This is a genomic window from Bradyrhizobium sp. USDA 4541, assembly GCF_024171085.1.
Taxonomy (GTDB): Bacteria; Pseudomonadota; Alphaproteobacteria; order Rhizobiales; family Xanthobacteraceae; genus Bradyrhizobium; species Bradyrhizobium australafricanum.
Genome location: NZ_JALJZF010000001.1, coordinates 1803114 through 1817505, shown reverse-complemented (window position 1 = coordinate 1817505; position 14392 = coordinate 1803114). Strand labels below are relative to the sequence as shown.

General features: G+C 60.6%; 10 protein-coding genes. 9 read left to right on the top strand and 1 reads right to left on the bottom strand.

Annotated elements, in window-relative coordinates; all coding sequences use genetic code 11:
• Window positions 1–615 precede the first annotated feature (615 nt).
• Window positions 616–1032, top strand: a complete 417-nt coding sequence (locus J2R80_RS08470) for a VanZ family protein (protein WP_057021176.1) — start codon at window positions 616–618, stop codon at window positions 1030–1032.
• Between the two features lie 52 nt (window positions 1033–1084).
• On the opposite strand, the gene J2R80_RS08465 is transcribed toward J2R80_RS08470, so the two are convergent.
• Window positions 1085–1741: a response regulator transcription factor gene (locus tag J2R80_RS08465; protein ID WP_225162391.1), complete on the bottom strand. Its 657-nt coding sequence runs from the start codon at window positions 1739–1741 to the stop codon at window positions 1085–1087.
• A gap of 460 nt (window positions 1742–2201) precedes the next feature.
• On the opposite strand from J2R80_RS08465, the gene J2R80_RS08460 reads away from it, so the two are divergent.
• The 8 genes from J2R80_RS08460 to J2R80_RS08425 all read left to right on the top strand — a co-directional run bounded on the left by J2R80_RS08460 (window position 2202) and on the right by J2R80_RS08425 (window position 14223).
• On the top strand, window positions 2202–3122 hold the full coding sequence (locus J2R80_RS08460; protein ID WP_253588595.1) for a response regulator transcription factor: 921 nt from the start codon (window positions 2202–2204) through the stop codon (window positions 3120–3122).
• A gap of 97 nt (window positions 3123–3219) precedes the next feature.
• Window positions 3220–4230: a UDP-glucose 4-epimerase GalE gene (galE, locus tag J2R80_RS08455; protein WP_076834838.1), complete on the top strand. Its 1011-nt coding sequence runs from the start codon at window positions 3220–3222 to the stop codon at window positions 4228–4230.
• A 280-nt stretch (window positions 4231–4510) separates the two neighbouring features.
• Entirely contained in the window at window positions 4511–7126 is a 2616-nt protein-coding gene (locus tag J2R80_RS08450) for an AMP-binding protein (RefSeq protein ID WP_253588594.1), read from the top strand.
• Between the two features lie 276 nt (window positions 7127–7402).
• Window positions 7403–8671, top strand: coding sequence for a GNAT family N-acetyltransferase (locus J2R80_RS43425; RefSeq protein WP_253588593.1), 1269 nt, complete (start codon window positions 7403–7405; stop codon window positions 8669–8671).
• A gap of 254 nt (window positions 8672–8925) precedes the next feature.
• Entirely contained in the window at window positions 8926–9837 is a 912-nt protein-coding gene (locus J2R80_RS08440; RefSeq protein ID WP_253588592.1) for a 4'-phosphopantetheinyl transferase superfamily protein, read from the top strand.
• A gap of 47 nt (window positions 9838–9884) precedes the next feature.
• Window positions 9885–10925: an alpha/beta fold hydrolase gene (locus J2R80_RS08435; RefSeq protein WP_253588591.1), complete on the top strand. Its 1041-nt coding sequence runs from the start codon at window positions 9885–9887 to the stop codon at window positions 10923–10925.
• 41 nt (window positions 10926–10966) lie between these two features.
• Window positions 10967–12979, top strand: coding sequence for an amino acid adenylation domain-containing protein (locus tag J2R80_RS08430; protein WP_253588590.1), 2013 nt, complete (start codon window positions 10967–10969; stop codon window positions 12977–12979).
• Between the two features lie 65 nt (window positions 12980–13044).
• Window positions 13045–14223, top strand: coding sequence for an acyl-CoA dehydrogenase family protein (locus J2R80_RS08425; protein ID WP_253588589.1), 1179 nt, complete (start codon window positions 13045–13047; stop codon window positions 14221–14223).
• Window positions 14224–14392: the final 169 nt, after the last annotated feature.

The following is a 14392-nucleotide window of genomic DNA, read 5'->3' as shown; positions in this document are numbered from 1 at the left end:
GAACGCAGCGCTCGCTTGCGGCGCCTCGTGGCCATCTTCAAACTTCGCGATGGAACGAAGCATGCAAGCTTGATGTCCAGGAGGAGTACTCTGAAAGCCCCGGCGACACGCTGAGCGAAAGCTGCAATTCCCGTCCATTGCGGACGGACCAATCGCCGGCTTGCTTTGGCTCGCAGAAACCAATCACGACTACACAATGGAGAAGAAGCTTTCTGCCGATCAGCTTTCAGATATCACCGCCTGGTGTCTCGAATTTGTATTCGCGCCTAGACCTGACCTCGGAGGTCCCGCATGACAGCAAGGCACATCTGGTACGTCTCCTTCATTGATCAACGCGATGCTCCGCCCGACAGGCACGCACGAAGGACTGCGACATTCGTATCCGAACAGGATGCGAAGCAGTTCACAAGGAAACTGGCGGAGGACCAGCGCATCGAGAGACTTTCAGCTGGAACGATCAACCCGTACCGGCCCAAACGGGTCATCGGATCCAGAGACATTGGCCAGTGGCTTGGCAAAACCTAGCCCGCCATGGTGATCCGCAGTTGAGCTTGCCCCCATCGTGCAACGACGATCCATCTCTTTAAAACGGCCGCGCCTGAAGAGTAGTTGCGAATGCGAATGATGAAACCAGGTTACTGCGCTCTTGCTGAACCACAAGGGATGACGCAAACCGTATTCCGATGCTTGGCTTGGGGTTTGATCCTAGGCCTCTTCATCGTCACCGATACACCGCTGGCATTCCGTCCGCACACGTTGATATCGGCGAACATCGATCGTTTTGCAGCTCTGTTCATTATCGGGGTCGCCTTTTCGCTCGCCTATCCGAAGCACGTGCTGTCAATCCTGCTCGTCCTTCTCGCTATAGTCGTCGGCTTCGAACTGATTCAAAGACTGCTCCCCGACAGACATGGATACGTAAAGGACATGTTCGTCAAAGGCGCCGGCTGCTGTGCAGGCGTTTTCATCGCAACTGCCTTGCGACGCTCGTTTTCCGCAATCTCCAGGCGTACAGACAGCCCGTTGGCCTAGCGGGGATGATCATCGCGCATGAAGCTCGATGAAAAACGCCGGTCCGTCGCCGCTATTCGACGGATGGAGACCCGGTCGGCCCGGAATATGAGACGGCAAGCGTAGCAAGGACGGTCCTGTTGCTGATCTCGAGCTTGCGGAAGATGTGGTGCAGATGAACCTTGATGGTACCGTCGGCCACCTTCAGACGGCGGCCAATCTCCTTGTTCGACAAGCCCTCCGACACCAAACGCATGATCTGACGCTCGCGGTCCGTCAGCACCGCAAGATATTTCTCCGGGATCGTCGTTTGCGCATAAGGGATGGCTTCTTCGTACGAGGGCGGAGGCAACGTCTTCTGGCCGTCGGCGACTTGCCGCAACGTCTGCAAGAGCGTTTCGGGCTCCTCCTCGCTCAGAAGAACACCGCAAGCTCCCGCTGCTGCGAGCATGGCGAGATCGCGATCCTCAACCGAGGCGGCAAGAAACACGAGCCGCACACCAAGCGCCCCGGAGTTTGCGACCTCGAGCATGGCCTGCCCAGAAATGTCAGGCATCGACATGTCCAAAATGGCGATGTCGGGCGCGAGGCTCTGTATTGCCTTGAAGCAGCTCGCAATATCATTGCAGCGAGCAACAACTTTGAAATCACGCTCTGCTTCGAGCAGGCAGTTCAGACCCAATAAAACGACTGGATATCTACTGGCAATGACTACACGACTGAAATGCATTTCCGATCAACCCTCAATCCCCCTCAGTTCAGATCGGCGCCCATGTCATTAATAAGCTACTCCAATATGAGATATTTCAGTAAGGTTTTGTTGTCGTTTGGTCCCGTGAATCTACCGCCTGGAGCGCGCCGATAACCAGATTCCACAACGCGTAATCGCAGCGACGATCCGAGGCACCCTCAGCGAGTGCCTGTCGACCGGGACCGAGAGACCACCCTCGTCAGTTTGGCGGCCCCAAATGCCTATAACCAACGGTATATAGGGATATTGGGGATTAGCATCTAACATTCTTAAATATTTTCGGAGTGAGTTAAGCGCTTTTCGTCCCAGGTTTGTTCTATCGACCGAATCTGAGGAAGCTTGTTTTTACGTCGTTCTTTTCAGCTGGGCGGGCCACCAAAAATGAATCGGGTTCAACCCTTCAACCGCTTGTATCATTGTAGCGTCCGGGAGAGTTTCCATGAGACGACGATATCCTTTTGCCATTGCACTGGTTGGTGAAAATAGTCTTCGCAAAGAAGGCCTTGCAAGAATTCTAAATTCGGAGAATTTCGTCCTAACCTCGATATACGACGCCGATAATTGGCCCAGCGATGAGGCGCTTCAGAAAGCCCCCGCGAGTCCGTCATTGTTCCTCATCGTTCATAGTGGCGATGATTTTCGCCCGACAGTCGAGCAAATCGACTCGTTCAAGCGCCGTCACGCGGATGCACGTGTCGCAGTTGTCGCGGATCACTTTCATCTGAATGATCTGGTTGCCGCATTCCGAGCCGGCGCCACCGGATATTTCATCGACGTGATGAACTGCGACGCGTTCATCAAGTCCATCGAACTCGTCATGATGGGTGGGACGGTATTCCCGCCGGCATTCTTGGAGTCCGCTCTCGAGACCGAGAGACGCGAGGTGGACGATGCTCCTGTACCCAACGATGACGATCATGCCGTCGCAACGGCAGATGACACGCTGGCTCAGCAACTTTCGCCGCGGGAAGTTTCAATTGTGCAGTGCCTGATTGAAGGCGATTCCAACAAGTGCATTGCGCGCAAGATCAAGATTGCCGAAGCCACGGTGAAGGTTCACATCAAGGCGATCCTTCGCAAGATTCGGGTTCAAAACAGAACGCAGGCAGCAATCTGGGGATTGAACCATCGATCTGCGGCTTGGTCGAGAAACAGCAGTTCGGCGCATCAGATCGTTGACGTAACCGAGCGGCTCCTCCCACCTGGCCGGGAAATTCCCAAGATTGCGAGAGCGGGCCGGCCGGCGCCACTTGGCGCGATCGACCATGCGGAGAACTACTTCGAAGTCTCCCTCGCCAACGGCCATACCCGCAAGGACATGAGCTCAAAAGCCGACGGGGCGATCCGACTGCGGAAATAGCTGAGGCTCGTCCGGTCTGGCGCATCGGCATCACCGCGCGGGATGATTTCCCGCGCGCGGCGAGCATTGACCACGCAGACGCGAAACGGAAGCGGAAATGATCTTGTTGACCGGCGGTGCCGGCTATATCGGATCCCACATCGCTGTCGCCCTACTCGACGCCGGGCTCGATGTCGTCGCGGTCGACAATCTTTCCAACAGCAACAGCGCCTCTCTCGAACGGATACGAGCCATCTGCGGGCGATCGGTCATTTTCCGGCATGCCGATATTCGCAATGAAGAGGCGATCTACCAGATCCTGCGCGCCCACGACGTGACTGCGGTCATTCATCTCGCCGGCCTCAAGGCGGTGGGCGAGTCCAGCGCTCAACCCATCACCTATTACGACAACAACGTCGTGGGAACGATGCGGCTCGTGTCGGCCATGACGCGAGCATCCGTCAAGACGCTGGTCTTCAGTTCATCCGCAACCGTTTACGGGACACCCGCGTACCTGCCGCTGGACGAGAAGCATCCGGTCGCACCGATCAATCCGTACGGCCGCACAAAATACTTCATCGAAGAAATACTGAAGGACCTTCATGAGTCCGACAAGGATTGGCGGATTGCCATCTTGCGCTACTTCAATCCGGTTGGCGCCCACGAAAGCGGACTGATCGGAGAAGATCCCCTGGATGTGCCGAACAATCTGTTGCCTATTGTGGCACAAGTGGCGATCGGACGACGTCCGACGGTGCATGTTTGGGGAAACGACTATGATACTCCGGACGGCACCGGGATCCGCGACTTCATTCACGTTGTCGATCTTGCATCCGGACATCTGAGCGCCCTTAGCCAACTGAGACAGCCCGGCCTTCTGACGGTCAATCTCGGAACAGGAAGCGGCAGTAGCGTCATGGACGTGATCCGGACATTCAAGGAAGTGAGTGGCCGGCCCGTGCCGTATGTGATCGACCAACGCAGGGTCGGTGACGTCGCAATCTGCTATGCCGATCCAACTCTCGCGAAGAACCTGTTGGGCTGGACATCAGCGCGATCGCTGACACAGATGTGTGCCGACCATTGGCATTTCCAGATGAAGAACCCGAATGGCTATCGCGGCACGTAGTCGGCGAGAGCCATCTGCGTCTTCGAGAATTTCTGTCTTGTTCGAGGCCTGCTCAATCCCGCGCAAGCCAGACGACTGCTCTCATCGGCAAGCTCAAGTCGCGCCGCTGCCTGGTTACGCCACGACTCACCAATGGTCGCGATCGGCAGGATGGCAGGATGACGCACCGAATATTGGCTAATCCTTAATTGTTAGCTTCACTTGCTGTACGGCAAGGCATCTTCGGGAGCGGCGGGCTATGGTCCTGCCAACCGACTTACGTTGTTCAAGGTAGGACGGAATGCTTCTGGACAACGAGACGCCTGGCGCCACCATGTGTTCCGAGAGCTTCCACGCTCGCGACCATGGGGAGTCGGAAGCCCGGCTCACAATAAGCCAGGTCATAGGTCGAACTGCCAGTCGGTTTCCGAACCAGCCGGCGATCGTCTCGAGCGCTTTCGAGCCTCTGACATACAACGGTCTTGAACGCCAGTTGAACGCGATCCGCCGGCGGCTGCGCTTGGCGGGCTTCGATTGCAATACCCGGATCGGGGTCTTGATGCCGAACGGCCCGGAGGCGGTTCTCGCCATCGTGGCAGTCGCCTGCTGTAGCGTCGCGGTTCCTCTCGACCCACGCCTCTCCCTGCCTGAAATCGAGCAGCGTCTCGACATGCTCAACTTGAGCGCCCTCGTTGTGCTGCAGGGCAGTGCCCCTGAAGCTCGCCAGGCCGCAGCCCGCAGAACGCTTGCCATTATAGAAGCCGCTCCGGTCGGACAGGGCCAGCTTGGACTCGAGATCGCCGTGCAAGTTGCCGGCTCCCCTGCCATCGACGCCGAGCCGGATCCGCGCTCCCCCGCCTTCATTTTGCAGACGTCGGGCACGACCGCGCAGCCGAAGCTCATTCCGTTCAGCCATGACAATATGCTGGCGGCGGCCGAACGCCTTCAGGCCTGGTTCGGCCTCACGTCCCGGGACCGATGCCTGAGCGTGTCGCCCTCCTACTATTCCCATGGGCTCAAAGTGACGGTCTTCACGCCGTTGCTGACGGGAGGCAGCATTGCCATCCCGGCGAACAGTGCCGTCGTCGCACTCGATGAGTGGTTCGATGTCTTGCGGCCGACCTGGTACTCGGCAGGCCCGACGCTTCACACCACGGTGCTGGACAAGGCACAAAGCCTCGAGAATGCACAGCCGGCGCACACTTTGCGGTTCGCGATGTCGGGCGGCGCGCCGCTCCCGAGAGCCGTGCAGGACGGCCTGCAACACGCTCTCGGCGTGCCGGTGCTCGAGCATTACGGCTCCAGCGAGGCGGCCCAGATCGCCGCCAACCAACTGCCGCCCGGTCCGAACAGGCCGGGCACCTGCGGAAGACCCTGGCCCGATACCGTGGCCATCGTTGGTGAGGATGGACATCCCCTGGCAGCCGGCGAGCGCGGAGAGATCTGGATTCGTGGACCGACCGTGACGTCGGGCTATCTCGATGCGCCGGAACTCAATCAAGCCGCTTTCACGAAGGGTTGGTTTCGCACCGGCGATATCGGCAGCCTCGACGAAGACGGCTTCCTTTCGCTGCACGGCCGCCTGAGCGAGCTGATCAATCGCGGTGGTGAGAAGATTTCTCCCGCCGAGATCGAGGCCGCGCTATTGCGACATTCGGCCATCGCCGAAGCTGCGGCCTTCGCGATCTCGCATCCGCGCCTGGGCGAGGACGTCGCAGTCGCCATCGTCCCTCATCGCGGCGCGCAGGCGAGCGCTGCGGAGCTTCGCCTGTTCCTGCAACGCGAGCTGGCCTCGTTCAAGATTCCGAGACGCATTCTGACGCTCGACCATCTGCCGAAGGGGGTGACGGGAAAGGTTCAGCGGCGACGTCTGCGCGAGCTGGTCGACCGGCCACGGGGGCACCAGGCGACGACGCCGGCGCCCGTCGCGAACGGGCCGTTGAATTTGGAAGCCGAGTTGCTGCCCCTCTGGCGCAGGCTGCTCAAGAACGAGGCCGTGACTGTTGACGATGATTTTTTTGCCAGCGGTGGAGACTCCCTTCTCGCGATGGAGATGCTGATCGAGGTCGAGCGGCTCGTCGGCTATCCCGTGCCGGAAACCATCATGTTCGGGGCAGAAACCGTCCGGCAATTTGCCGCAAGGGTTTCCGCACCAACGGACACGTGGACGACGCCGTTCTTCCAGCCCCATGCGCCTGGCACGCGGTCTCCGCTGTACTTCTTCAACGGCGATCTTGTCAGCGGCCACGCGAGCGTGCGGCGGGTGGTAGAGCTTCTGGGGCCGGATTATCCGATCATCTCGATCAATCCCCACGGTCTTCATGGCGAGCCGATTCCGGGCTCGATCGAGGCGATGGCCGCCGACCGCCTGCCGTTCATCCTGGCAAGGCAAGCGAGCGGTCCCTTTCTTCTGGGCGGCAAGTGCAATGGCGCCATGGTGGCGTTCGAAGTGGCCCGCCAGCTGATGGCTGCCGGCCACACGGTTGATTTGGTTACGATGGTAGACCCGCCGACCGTCAGTGCCCGTCCAATGCCGCGGGCGATCCTGGGGCTGCTGAAGCCGCTGGTTTCGCCTTATCTCCTGCGTTGGACCTTCGAGCAAATGGTGAGACTGGAGCGATACCTGAAGCTTCCGGCGAACGAACAGCCTGCGACCGCGAAGGTCGAAATTCCAACGGCGTTGTGGGACGCTCATTCAATCGCTATGGCGCGGTATTGTCCGGCGCCGCTCGAGATCCCGGTGGCCTTTTACGCGGCCGACCACGATGGCCGAGCGTGGCGGCATCTCAGCTCTCAACTGGAATTGATACAGGTGCCTGGCGGACATCCGGGCTGCCTGTTGATCGGTGCGGAACTGCTCGTTGATCACCTGCGGCGGAGATTTGAAAAACTCGCCTCGGGATCGAGCGCCACGTGAGAAATCGGACCTCAGCCATGACACGCCCCGATGAGCGGGCGGAGCATCGAGGCCGTCGGACGCCGAAGGCCGGAGCGCGCTGCACCCGCCTCGAACCCGGTCGATCACAGCTTCACCTCGGCACAGTTGCTGCGCTGGCACAAGCAGCTACCGTGGGTAATCAGAAAGGGTCCGCACCTCGATCGAATTCCGGATATAGTTGCCGTTATCGGCCTTCGCCGAGACAACGGTCAGAGACGCCCCACCAGGACGTGTCTGCCAGAGGGATATCCGCGCGTGACGAGCCATCCATCATCGGATCTTGCGCGAACATTGCAGCTCGATCCTTCGGTATTCCCGTCACATCGCGCATTCAGCCCTCCGGCGTTGGAACGGGAAAGCATGCCTGAGACGGTTACCGATGTCAGCCTGGATGCCCTGGAGAGCATCGCCTGGCTTGAAACCTCATGGAAGGAGCTCGAAGCGCGAGTGACTCACTCGTTCTTCCTGTCCTGGCTCTGGATCGGCACTTGGCTGCGGCATATCCCGGATGGCGCGCGACCACACGTCCTCGTGGCCCGGTCATCAGGCAAGATCGTTGGCCTGGCGATTATTTGCCGGCGGAGGGCGTGGAGTCTCGGGCCGCATGCGCGGACGCGCTGGCTGCTCAATGAAACGGGAGATACTCGCTTCGACCGATTGTTCATCGAGTACAACGGTATTCTTGCAGAGCAATCCGATGCCATCATATCCGCAGGCCTCAATGCGTTGACGTCCCGCTTGCACCGCTCGGATCAGCTGGTGCTCTCCGGAATTGATCCGGACCTTGAGGCGACTGCCAGTCGCGCCGCAGGCCGGGCCGGGCTCGTGACCGAGGTGAAAAAGGCTGATGCGGCATTGTGGGTTGATTTTGCCCCGGTCCGCCAGCGCGGGGGGGATTATCGCGCCACATTGGGCCGCAGCACACGCCAGGCCGTGAACCGTGCCATGCGGTTGTATGCCGAACGCGGCCCCGTTGAACTCCGGATCATGGAAACGACGACGGAGGCCCTCGCCGCATTCGAATTGCTGGGCGACTTTCATCGGTCGCGATGGGGACGCAGGGGAGCCTTCGCCAATCCCGGCTTCCGTCCGTTTCACGAGGAGCTGATTGCGCGCGGAGTCCCGACGGGGGCCGTTCGCATCTCACGGACGCTGGTTGGGAACGAGACAATCGGGGTCGTGTACAATTTCGTGCATGACGGCCGTGTCCTCAACTACCAGAGCGGCTTTCTCTATGAGAGCGATAGCCGGCTCAAGCCCGGGCTCGTCAGCCATGTGCTGGCTATTGAGGACAGCATTGCACGCGGGGAAAGTGGCTACGACTTCCTGGCCGGTGGCGGCGGGCACAAGTCCCATCTGGCCAACAGGGAGCAGGCCATGACGTGGATCGCTGTCGGCAGAGACAGTCCAGAGCGCCACATCGAGGCCAAGCTCCGTAGTGCGAAGCGGATGCTACGAACCATTGCTACGAATCTTCCAAAAAAGACCGCGGCTCTGTATTCCGTATTCGGGGCTGGCTCCTAGTCGATCGGTTTGGGCTCTTTGGCGAGAACCAACGTCCAGGTCGGCGATGTGGCCATGTCGGTGCTGCTCCCCTTTTTGACTGCCGGCCGGGGCAGGCGCTTACGCCTGGACTGCATCCATTGACAGCCCAGCGGTCCAATTCCCCTAGGAATATTCCCCCGCTTGCGCTTTTGGCGGAAGGACGCGGGGCTTGGCCGCCGCGTCACTCAACTCAAGCCGTCCAATCCGGGTCACTGGAGGGGAACTGGCAAAAAATGGGTAATTACGATGGTCCATTGAGCCATGGCGGTGCGCGATTAAAATTTCAATCAGCAGTCCGCTCGAATGCCCATCGCAATACCGTTCGCAACCTACCGGCGGCAATCCGGATCGAGGCTAATAGAAAGCAAGTTGTGATGGCTTTTCGCACGGGTGCCTGTGAACAGAGCGAGTGGGAAAATAGTCGTTCCTTTGACGGGCCAGGCTATCGCAGACTTGAACGCGGGGCTCGCGGAGCCGGCACTGCCCCTTTGAGCCTTTTGGACAAAGCAGTTGAGCTGAGACCCGGGGTCATCACGCCGGTTCTCGAGCATGATGGTCTGGAGGTCCTGGCATTCATGCTCCATGTGGAGCAGGACGTCATCCGGGAGCTAAGCGCTTGCCTCAACGAGGAAGAACATCGGCGCGCCGCGGGATTGAGATTGGAGCGCGACCGCCGCCGCTTCATTGTTAACCGCGGGCAGCTGCGCCAGGTCCTCGCTTCCAGACTGGGAATTTCGCCTTCAGAGATCGAGCTGGAATATGGACGGCTGGGCAAACCCCACCTCTCCCGCCGCATGCCCGCCCGCGACTTGCGCTTCAGCGTCTCGCGATCTGGAGAAGTAGCGGTCATCGCCCTCTCGATCAGGCAAGAGGTCGGCGTGGACATCGAGGCAATCCTCCCTATGCCCGAAGCGGACGAGATCGCAGCGCTCTGCCTTTCCACCTCCGAATACGAGTCCTACGCCGCCCTCGATCCGGAAGACCGGCTGGAAGGCTTCCTCCAGCGTTGGACCCGGCTGGAGGCTGTCTCCAAGGCGCTGGGGTGTGGCTTGGGACAGCCGATTTCCTGGGATGAAAGGGATTGGGCTGTCCGAAGCTTCGTACCGCAACCTGGATACGTTGGGAGCGTGGTCGTCCGGAAATGAACTGTCATCCGGAGTCGAAGTCACCGCGATGGCGCACGGAACAGGAAATGTCAGCTTCATCGATGAAAAGCCCGATGTCAGCGCACGTGATGCAGTTCTCGGAGCTGCTCGCAGACCTCGCGGTCAAGGACATCAAGGTCTGGGTGGATGGCGACCGGCTGCGCTGCAACGCCCCGGCCGGCGCGCTGACGGCGGAGCTTCGCGATCAGTTGCAGGGGCGGAAGGGCGAGATCATCGCGTTTCTGAACATGGCCACGGCCGCGGCCAAGCAACCGTCTGCAATCGTTCCGTTGCAGTCTCGCGGCACACGCATACCCATTTACGCAGTCCCCGGTCATGTCGGGGCACCGTCCTCATTCCTGGACCTCTCGAAGCACCTGGGCGTCGATCAACCGTTCTACGCCCTCCAACCGCCTGGCTTCGATGGGCAGAGCGAGCCGATGGATCGCGTCGAAGATATCGCCGAGTACTTCGCCCGCCAGATCGTCGAATATCAGCCGACCGGTCCGTACATCATCGTCGGCTATTGCTCGGGCGCTCCAACAGCTTTTGAACTGGCGAAAATCCTGGGACAGCGCGAATCCGAGGTCTCATGCGTTGCGCTGTTTGGCCCGCTTCACCCCACCACCTATGGGGAATGGCCGCGCCGGCTGTATTTTATTGCCAGGGGCAAGGCGGAATCGTTCCTGCATGAGACAGCGAAGCTGCCGACATTCGGCGCCCGTCTCCGATATTTCGGCAGTCGCCTGCGCGAGCACGTCCGCGCCCTCGTACCCCTCGTTGGCAAGAGCAATGAGCCTGTCGCGACAGACCCGGTATTGGCGAGCAGGGCTCTGCTCAAATCCACGGCGATCGCGGCCTTTCAGCGGTACACTCCCACTCCGTATTCGGGTCGGGTTTGCATCATCCTTCCCAACAAAGCCTGGCTGCGATCGGGTGCCGCGCCACACCGATGGCTGCGGGTAGTGCCGCATGCCGAATTTTACTTCGGGCCCGATGACTGCAACGAAGCCTCGATGCTGATGGAACCTGACGCACCTGCCATTGCGAACCTGTATCGCGAGGCAACCCAAAAGCAGAACGATTGACGTGATTTTCGTTTTTAGTTTTCCCGACGGGAGCGTATTTCATGAACGAAGTCCTACCTATCGCGCCGGAGGGCGTAGCGCTTCCCCTGCTGAAGGATTCCGATCATCAGGCGCTGGTTGTCGATTACAACGCCACGGCGGCACGCTATCCGTCGGACAGGACGATCATCGATCTCTTCCGCGACCAGGCGACGCGTAGTCCCGACGCTGAAGCGATCCGCTTTGGCGATGCAACGCTGACCTACCGGCAGCTCGACGAACGCTCCAACCAGATGGCCGCGTATTTGAGCTCGACCGGCGTGGGCCCGGGTCGGATTGCCGTTGTCTTCATGGAGCATTCCATTGAAGTCGTCGTTGCGATCCTGGGCGTGCTGAAGTCCGGCGCAGCCTATGTGCCGGTGGATGCGGCAACGCCGAAGGGGCGTATCGCAACAATCCTGCAGGACATTTCCAACGGGACCGACGGGCGGGCGCCCGTGGCGATCACCCAGTCGCGCCTGCGTTCCGGCATTGCCCCGAACCTTGCCGACATTCTCGTACTCGACGCCGATCTCGCGTCGATCTCGAATCAGCCGGCCTCGGCTCGACCGTCCGCTGCCACGCCGGACGGCGCCGCCTATATCATCTTCACCTCCGGCTCGACCGGCACTCCCAAGGGCGTCGAGATCGAGCACCGAAGCCTGGTGAACTACATCTGGTGGGCCGCCCGGGTGTACAGTTCCGGCGAAAGTCTCGCATGGCCCCTTTTCTCATCTCTCGCATTTGACCTGACCGTCACAACGCTCTTTACGCCACTCATCACCGGCGGCCGCATCGCGGTCTATCTTGGCGATCCCGGAGTGCAGAGCATGGTCGTGCTGAAGGTGATCGACGACAATGCAGTGGATATCATCAAGCTGACGCCGGCTCATCTCGCGATGATCCGCGACCGCAATCTTGAGACCACAAGACTGCGCAAGTTCATCGTGGGCGGTGAGGACTTCAAGGCCGCGCTGGCTCGCGATATCACCAGCGCTATTCCCCATCCTATCGAGATCTACAACGAGTATGGACCAACCGAAGCCACGGTGGGCTGCATGATTCACCGTTTCGACACCGACCGCGATCAATCCGCATCGGTGCCGATCGGCATTCCGGCCGCGAATGCGGGAATCTATGTCCTCAGCAAGGAATATCAGCCCACCGGGCCCGGAATCATCGGTGAGATGTTCATTGCCGGCGACGGTCTCGCGAGAGGCTATTTCAATCGCCCCGATCTGACCGACGAGCGTTTCCGCACGGTCACCGATCCCCGAGATGGGCGCTCGAAGCTGCGGCTCTATAAGACGGGCGATCTCGCCCGCTGGAACTCGGAAGGACGCCTGGAATTTCTCGGCCGCGCCGATCATCAGGTGAAGGTCGGTGGCACCCGTATCGAGCTCGGCGAGATCGAAGCACGGCTTCTCAAGCACCCGGACGTTCAGGAATGCGCCGTCGCCACCTCGATGACGAAAGCAGCGAAACAAGAAACGGCCCAAATCGGCCATGGCGAACCGTCGACGCCCGAAGACGGCATCGCACGACTTGTGGCCTACTATGTTGCGTCGAAACCCCTGACCGTGGCGGACCTGCGCGCGCACCTCGCCGAAGAACTGCTGGAGTCCATGATTCCGACGCACTACGTTCGCCTCGAGCGGATGCCGCTCACGCCCAACGGCAAGATCGACCGCTCATCGCTTCCCGAGCCGACGGCGGAAAACATCCAGCCGGCGCAGGTCTTCGCCGCCCCCTCGACAGAGACCGAGAAGGCGCTGGCCGCTCTATGGTGTCAACTCCTGAAGCTCGAGTCGATCGGACGCCACGACAACTTCTTCGAGCTGGGCGGGGAGTCGCTCCTGGTGGTGCGGGCGGTGTCGCGCATGCGAAAGATCTTCGGCGTCGACGTGCAGCTTCGCAACCTCTTTGAGCGGCCGACACTGGCCGAACTGGCGGAAGTCATCGACGGAATGCGCTGGGTGGCCGATTCCAATGCCCCTTCCCTCTCGGAGGGACCGAGAGAGGAGGTCGAACTCTAGCCGAAAGGTCTCCGCCTGGTCTTGGGCGGGACAGGAGCCTTTGAGTCAGGCTCGCAGCAGATCGGATGAAGATGATGGACAAAGCTTGGAACGCGGCACGAGAGCCGGAGCTGCCCTGGATGGCGGCGGAGTATGAGCTCTTGCGGGACCAGGTCCGCCGGTTCGTCAAGGAGGAAATCAAGCCCTGCGCGGATCACTGGGAAGAGAACGGGTTCATTCCCCGTTCGATCCTGCGCCGCATGGGCGAACTCGGCTTCTTCGGCATCCGCTACCCGGCTGAGTATGGTGGCGCCGAAATGGACTCTGTCGCGTCAACGGTCTTCGCCGAGGAGCTCGGGCGCTCGACCTATGGCGGCGCCGCCGACGCGATGCTCGTCCATGCCGACATGGCTTCCTCGTACGTCTTTCACGACGGGACCAAAGCCCAGCGGGCGCGCTGGATGCCGGGCATTATCAGCGGCGAGGTGATCACCGCGATCGCGATCACGGAGCCAGATGCAGGCTCGGACGTGAAAGCCATCCGCACGCGCGCGGTCCGGGACGGCGACTCCTACGTGCTCGACGGCACCAAGCTCTATATCACAAACGGCGTCCACGCGGATCTCTACTGCGTCGCGGCCAAGACTGATCCCTCGGCCGGAAGCAACGGGATCACGATGTTCCTCGTCGAGAAGGGAACGCCAGGCTTCAGCGTCGCGCGCGAGCTGGACAAGCTCGGCTGGCGCTCCTCCGACACGGCGGAACTTGTCTTCGACGGCTGCCGCATCCCCGCCGACAACGTGCTCGGCGCGGAGGGACAAGGCTTCTACTCAATCATGCGCAACTTGCAGAACGAACGCCTTGTCCTCGCCGCCATGGCGATAGGGATGGCCGAGGCAGCGATCGACATGACCCTCACCTACGTGAAAACCCGCCGGGCATTCGGTGGCGTCCTTTGGGACATGCAGGCGATCCGTCAGCGGCTCGCGATGCTTTCTGCGAAAGTGGAGGCAAGCCGCGGGTTTCTCTATGCCACCGCTTGGCGCATGGCGGCCGATGACGATTGCCTGCGCGAGATCTCGATGTTGAAGGCCATCTGCGGCGAGCTCGTCAACGAGGTCGCGTATGATTGCGTGCAGTTCCACGGCGCCATGGGCGTCATGCGCGAGAGCGCGATCGAGCGCGTCGCGCGTGACGCCCGCGTCCTCTCGATCGCCGGCGGCGCGACCGAAGTGATGCTTGAGGTGGTCGCCTCGATGTCATGATCCTGACGCGACGTTGAGGACGTCGCTCTGGCGTTGCTTGCAGAAAGGCCAAGTGCCGGCGCTTCGCGCGGCGGGCCGGGCTTTGAATGGTCTCGGCATCCGGGCCGGGTCGCGGCGACCGACGCAGCATACGGCGCGCCGGATTCACCCACGAAATCCGGCAGGCGTC

Excerpts from the sequence above, each read along its gene's own strand:
- J2R80_RS08470 (WP_057021176.1), top strand. The coding sequence starts at position 616 with ATGCGAATGATGAAACCAGGTTACTGCGCTCTTGCTGAACCACAAGGG.
- J2R80_RS08465 (WP_225162391.1), bottom strand. The coding sequence starts at position 1,741 with ATGCATTTCAGTCGTGTAGTCATTGCCAGTAGATATCCAGTCGTTTTA.
- J2R80_RS08460 (WP_253588595.1), top strand. The coding sequence starts at position 2,202 with ATGAGACGACGATATCCTTTTGCCATTGCACTGGTTGGTGAAAATAGT.
- galE (WP_076834838.1), top strand. The coding sequence starts at position 3,220 with ATGATCTTGTTGACCGGCGGTGCCGGCTATATCGGATCCCACATCGCT.
- J2R80_RS08450 (WP_253588594.1), top strand. The coding sequence starts at position 4,511 with ATGCTTCTGGACAACGAGACGCCTGGCGCCACCATGTGTTCCGAGAGC.
- J2R80_RS08440 (WP_253588592.1), top strand. The coding sequence starts at position 8,926 with ATGGGTAATTACGATGGTCCATTGAGCCATGGCGGTGCGCGATTAAAA.
- J2R80_RS08435 (WP_253588591.1), top strand. The coding sequence starts at position 9,885 with ATGTCAGCTTCATCGATGAAAAGCCCGATGTCAGCGCACGTGATGCAG.
- J2R80_RS08430 (WP_253588590.1), top strand. The coding sequence starts at position 10,967 with ATGAACGAAGTCCTACCTATCGCGCCGGAGGGCGTAGCGCTTCCCCTG.
- J2R80_RS08425 (WP_253588589.1), top strand. The coding sequence starts at position 13,045 with ATGAAGATGATGGACAAAGCTTGGAACGCGGCACGAGAGCCGGAGCTG.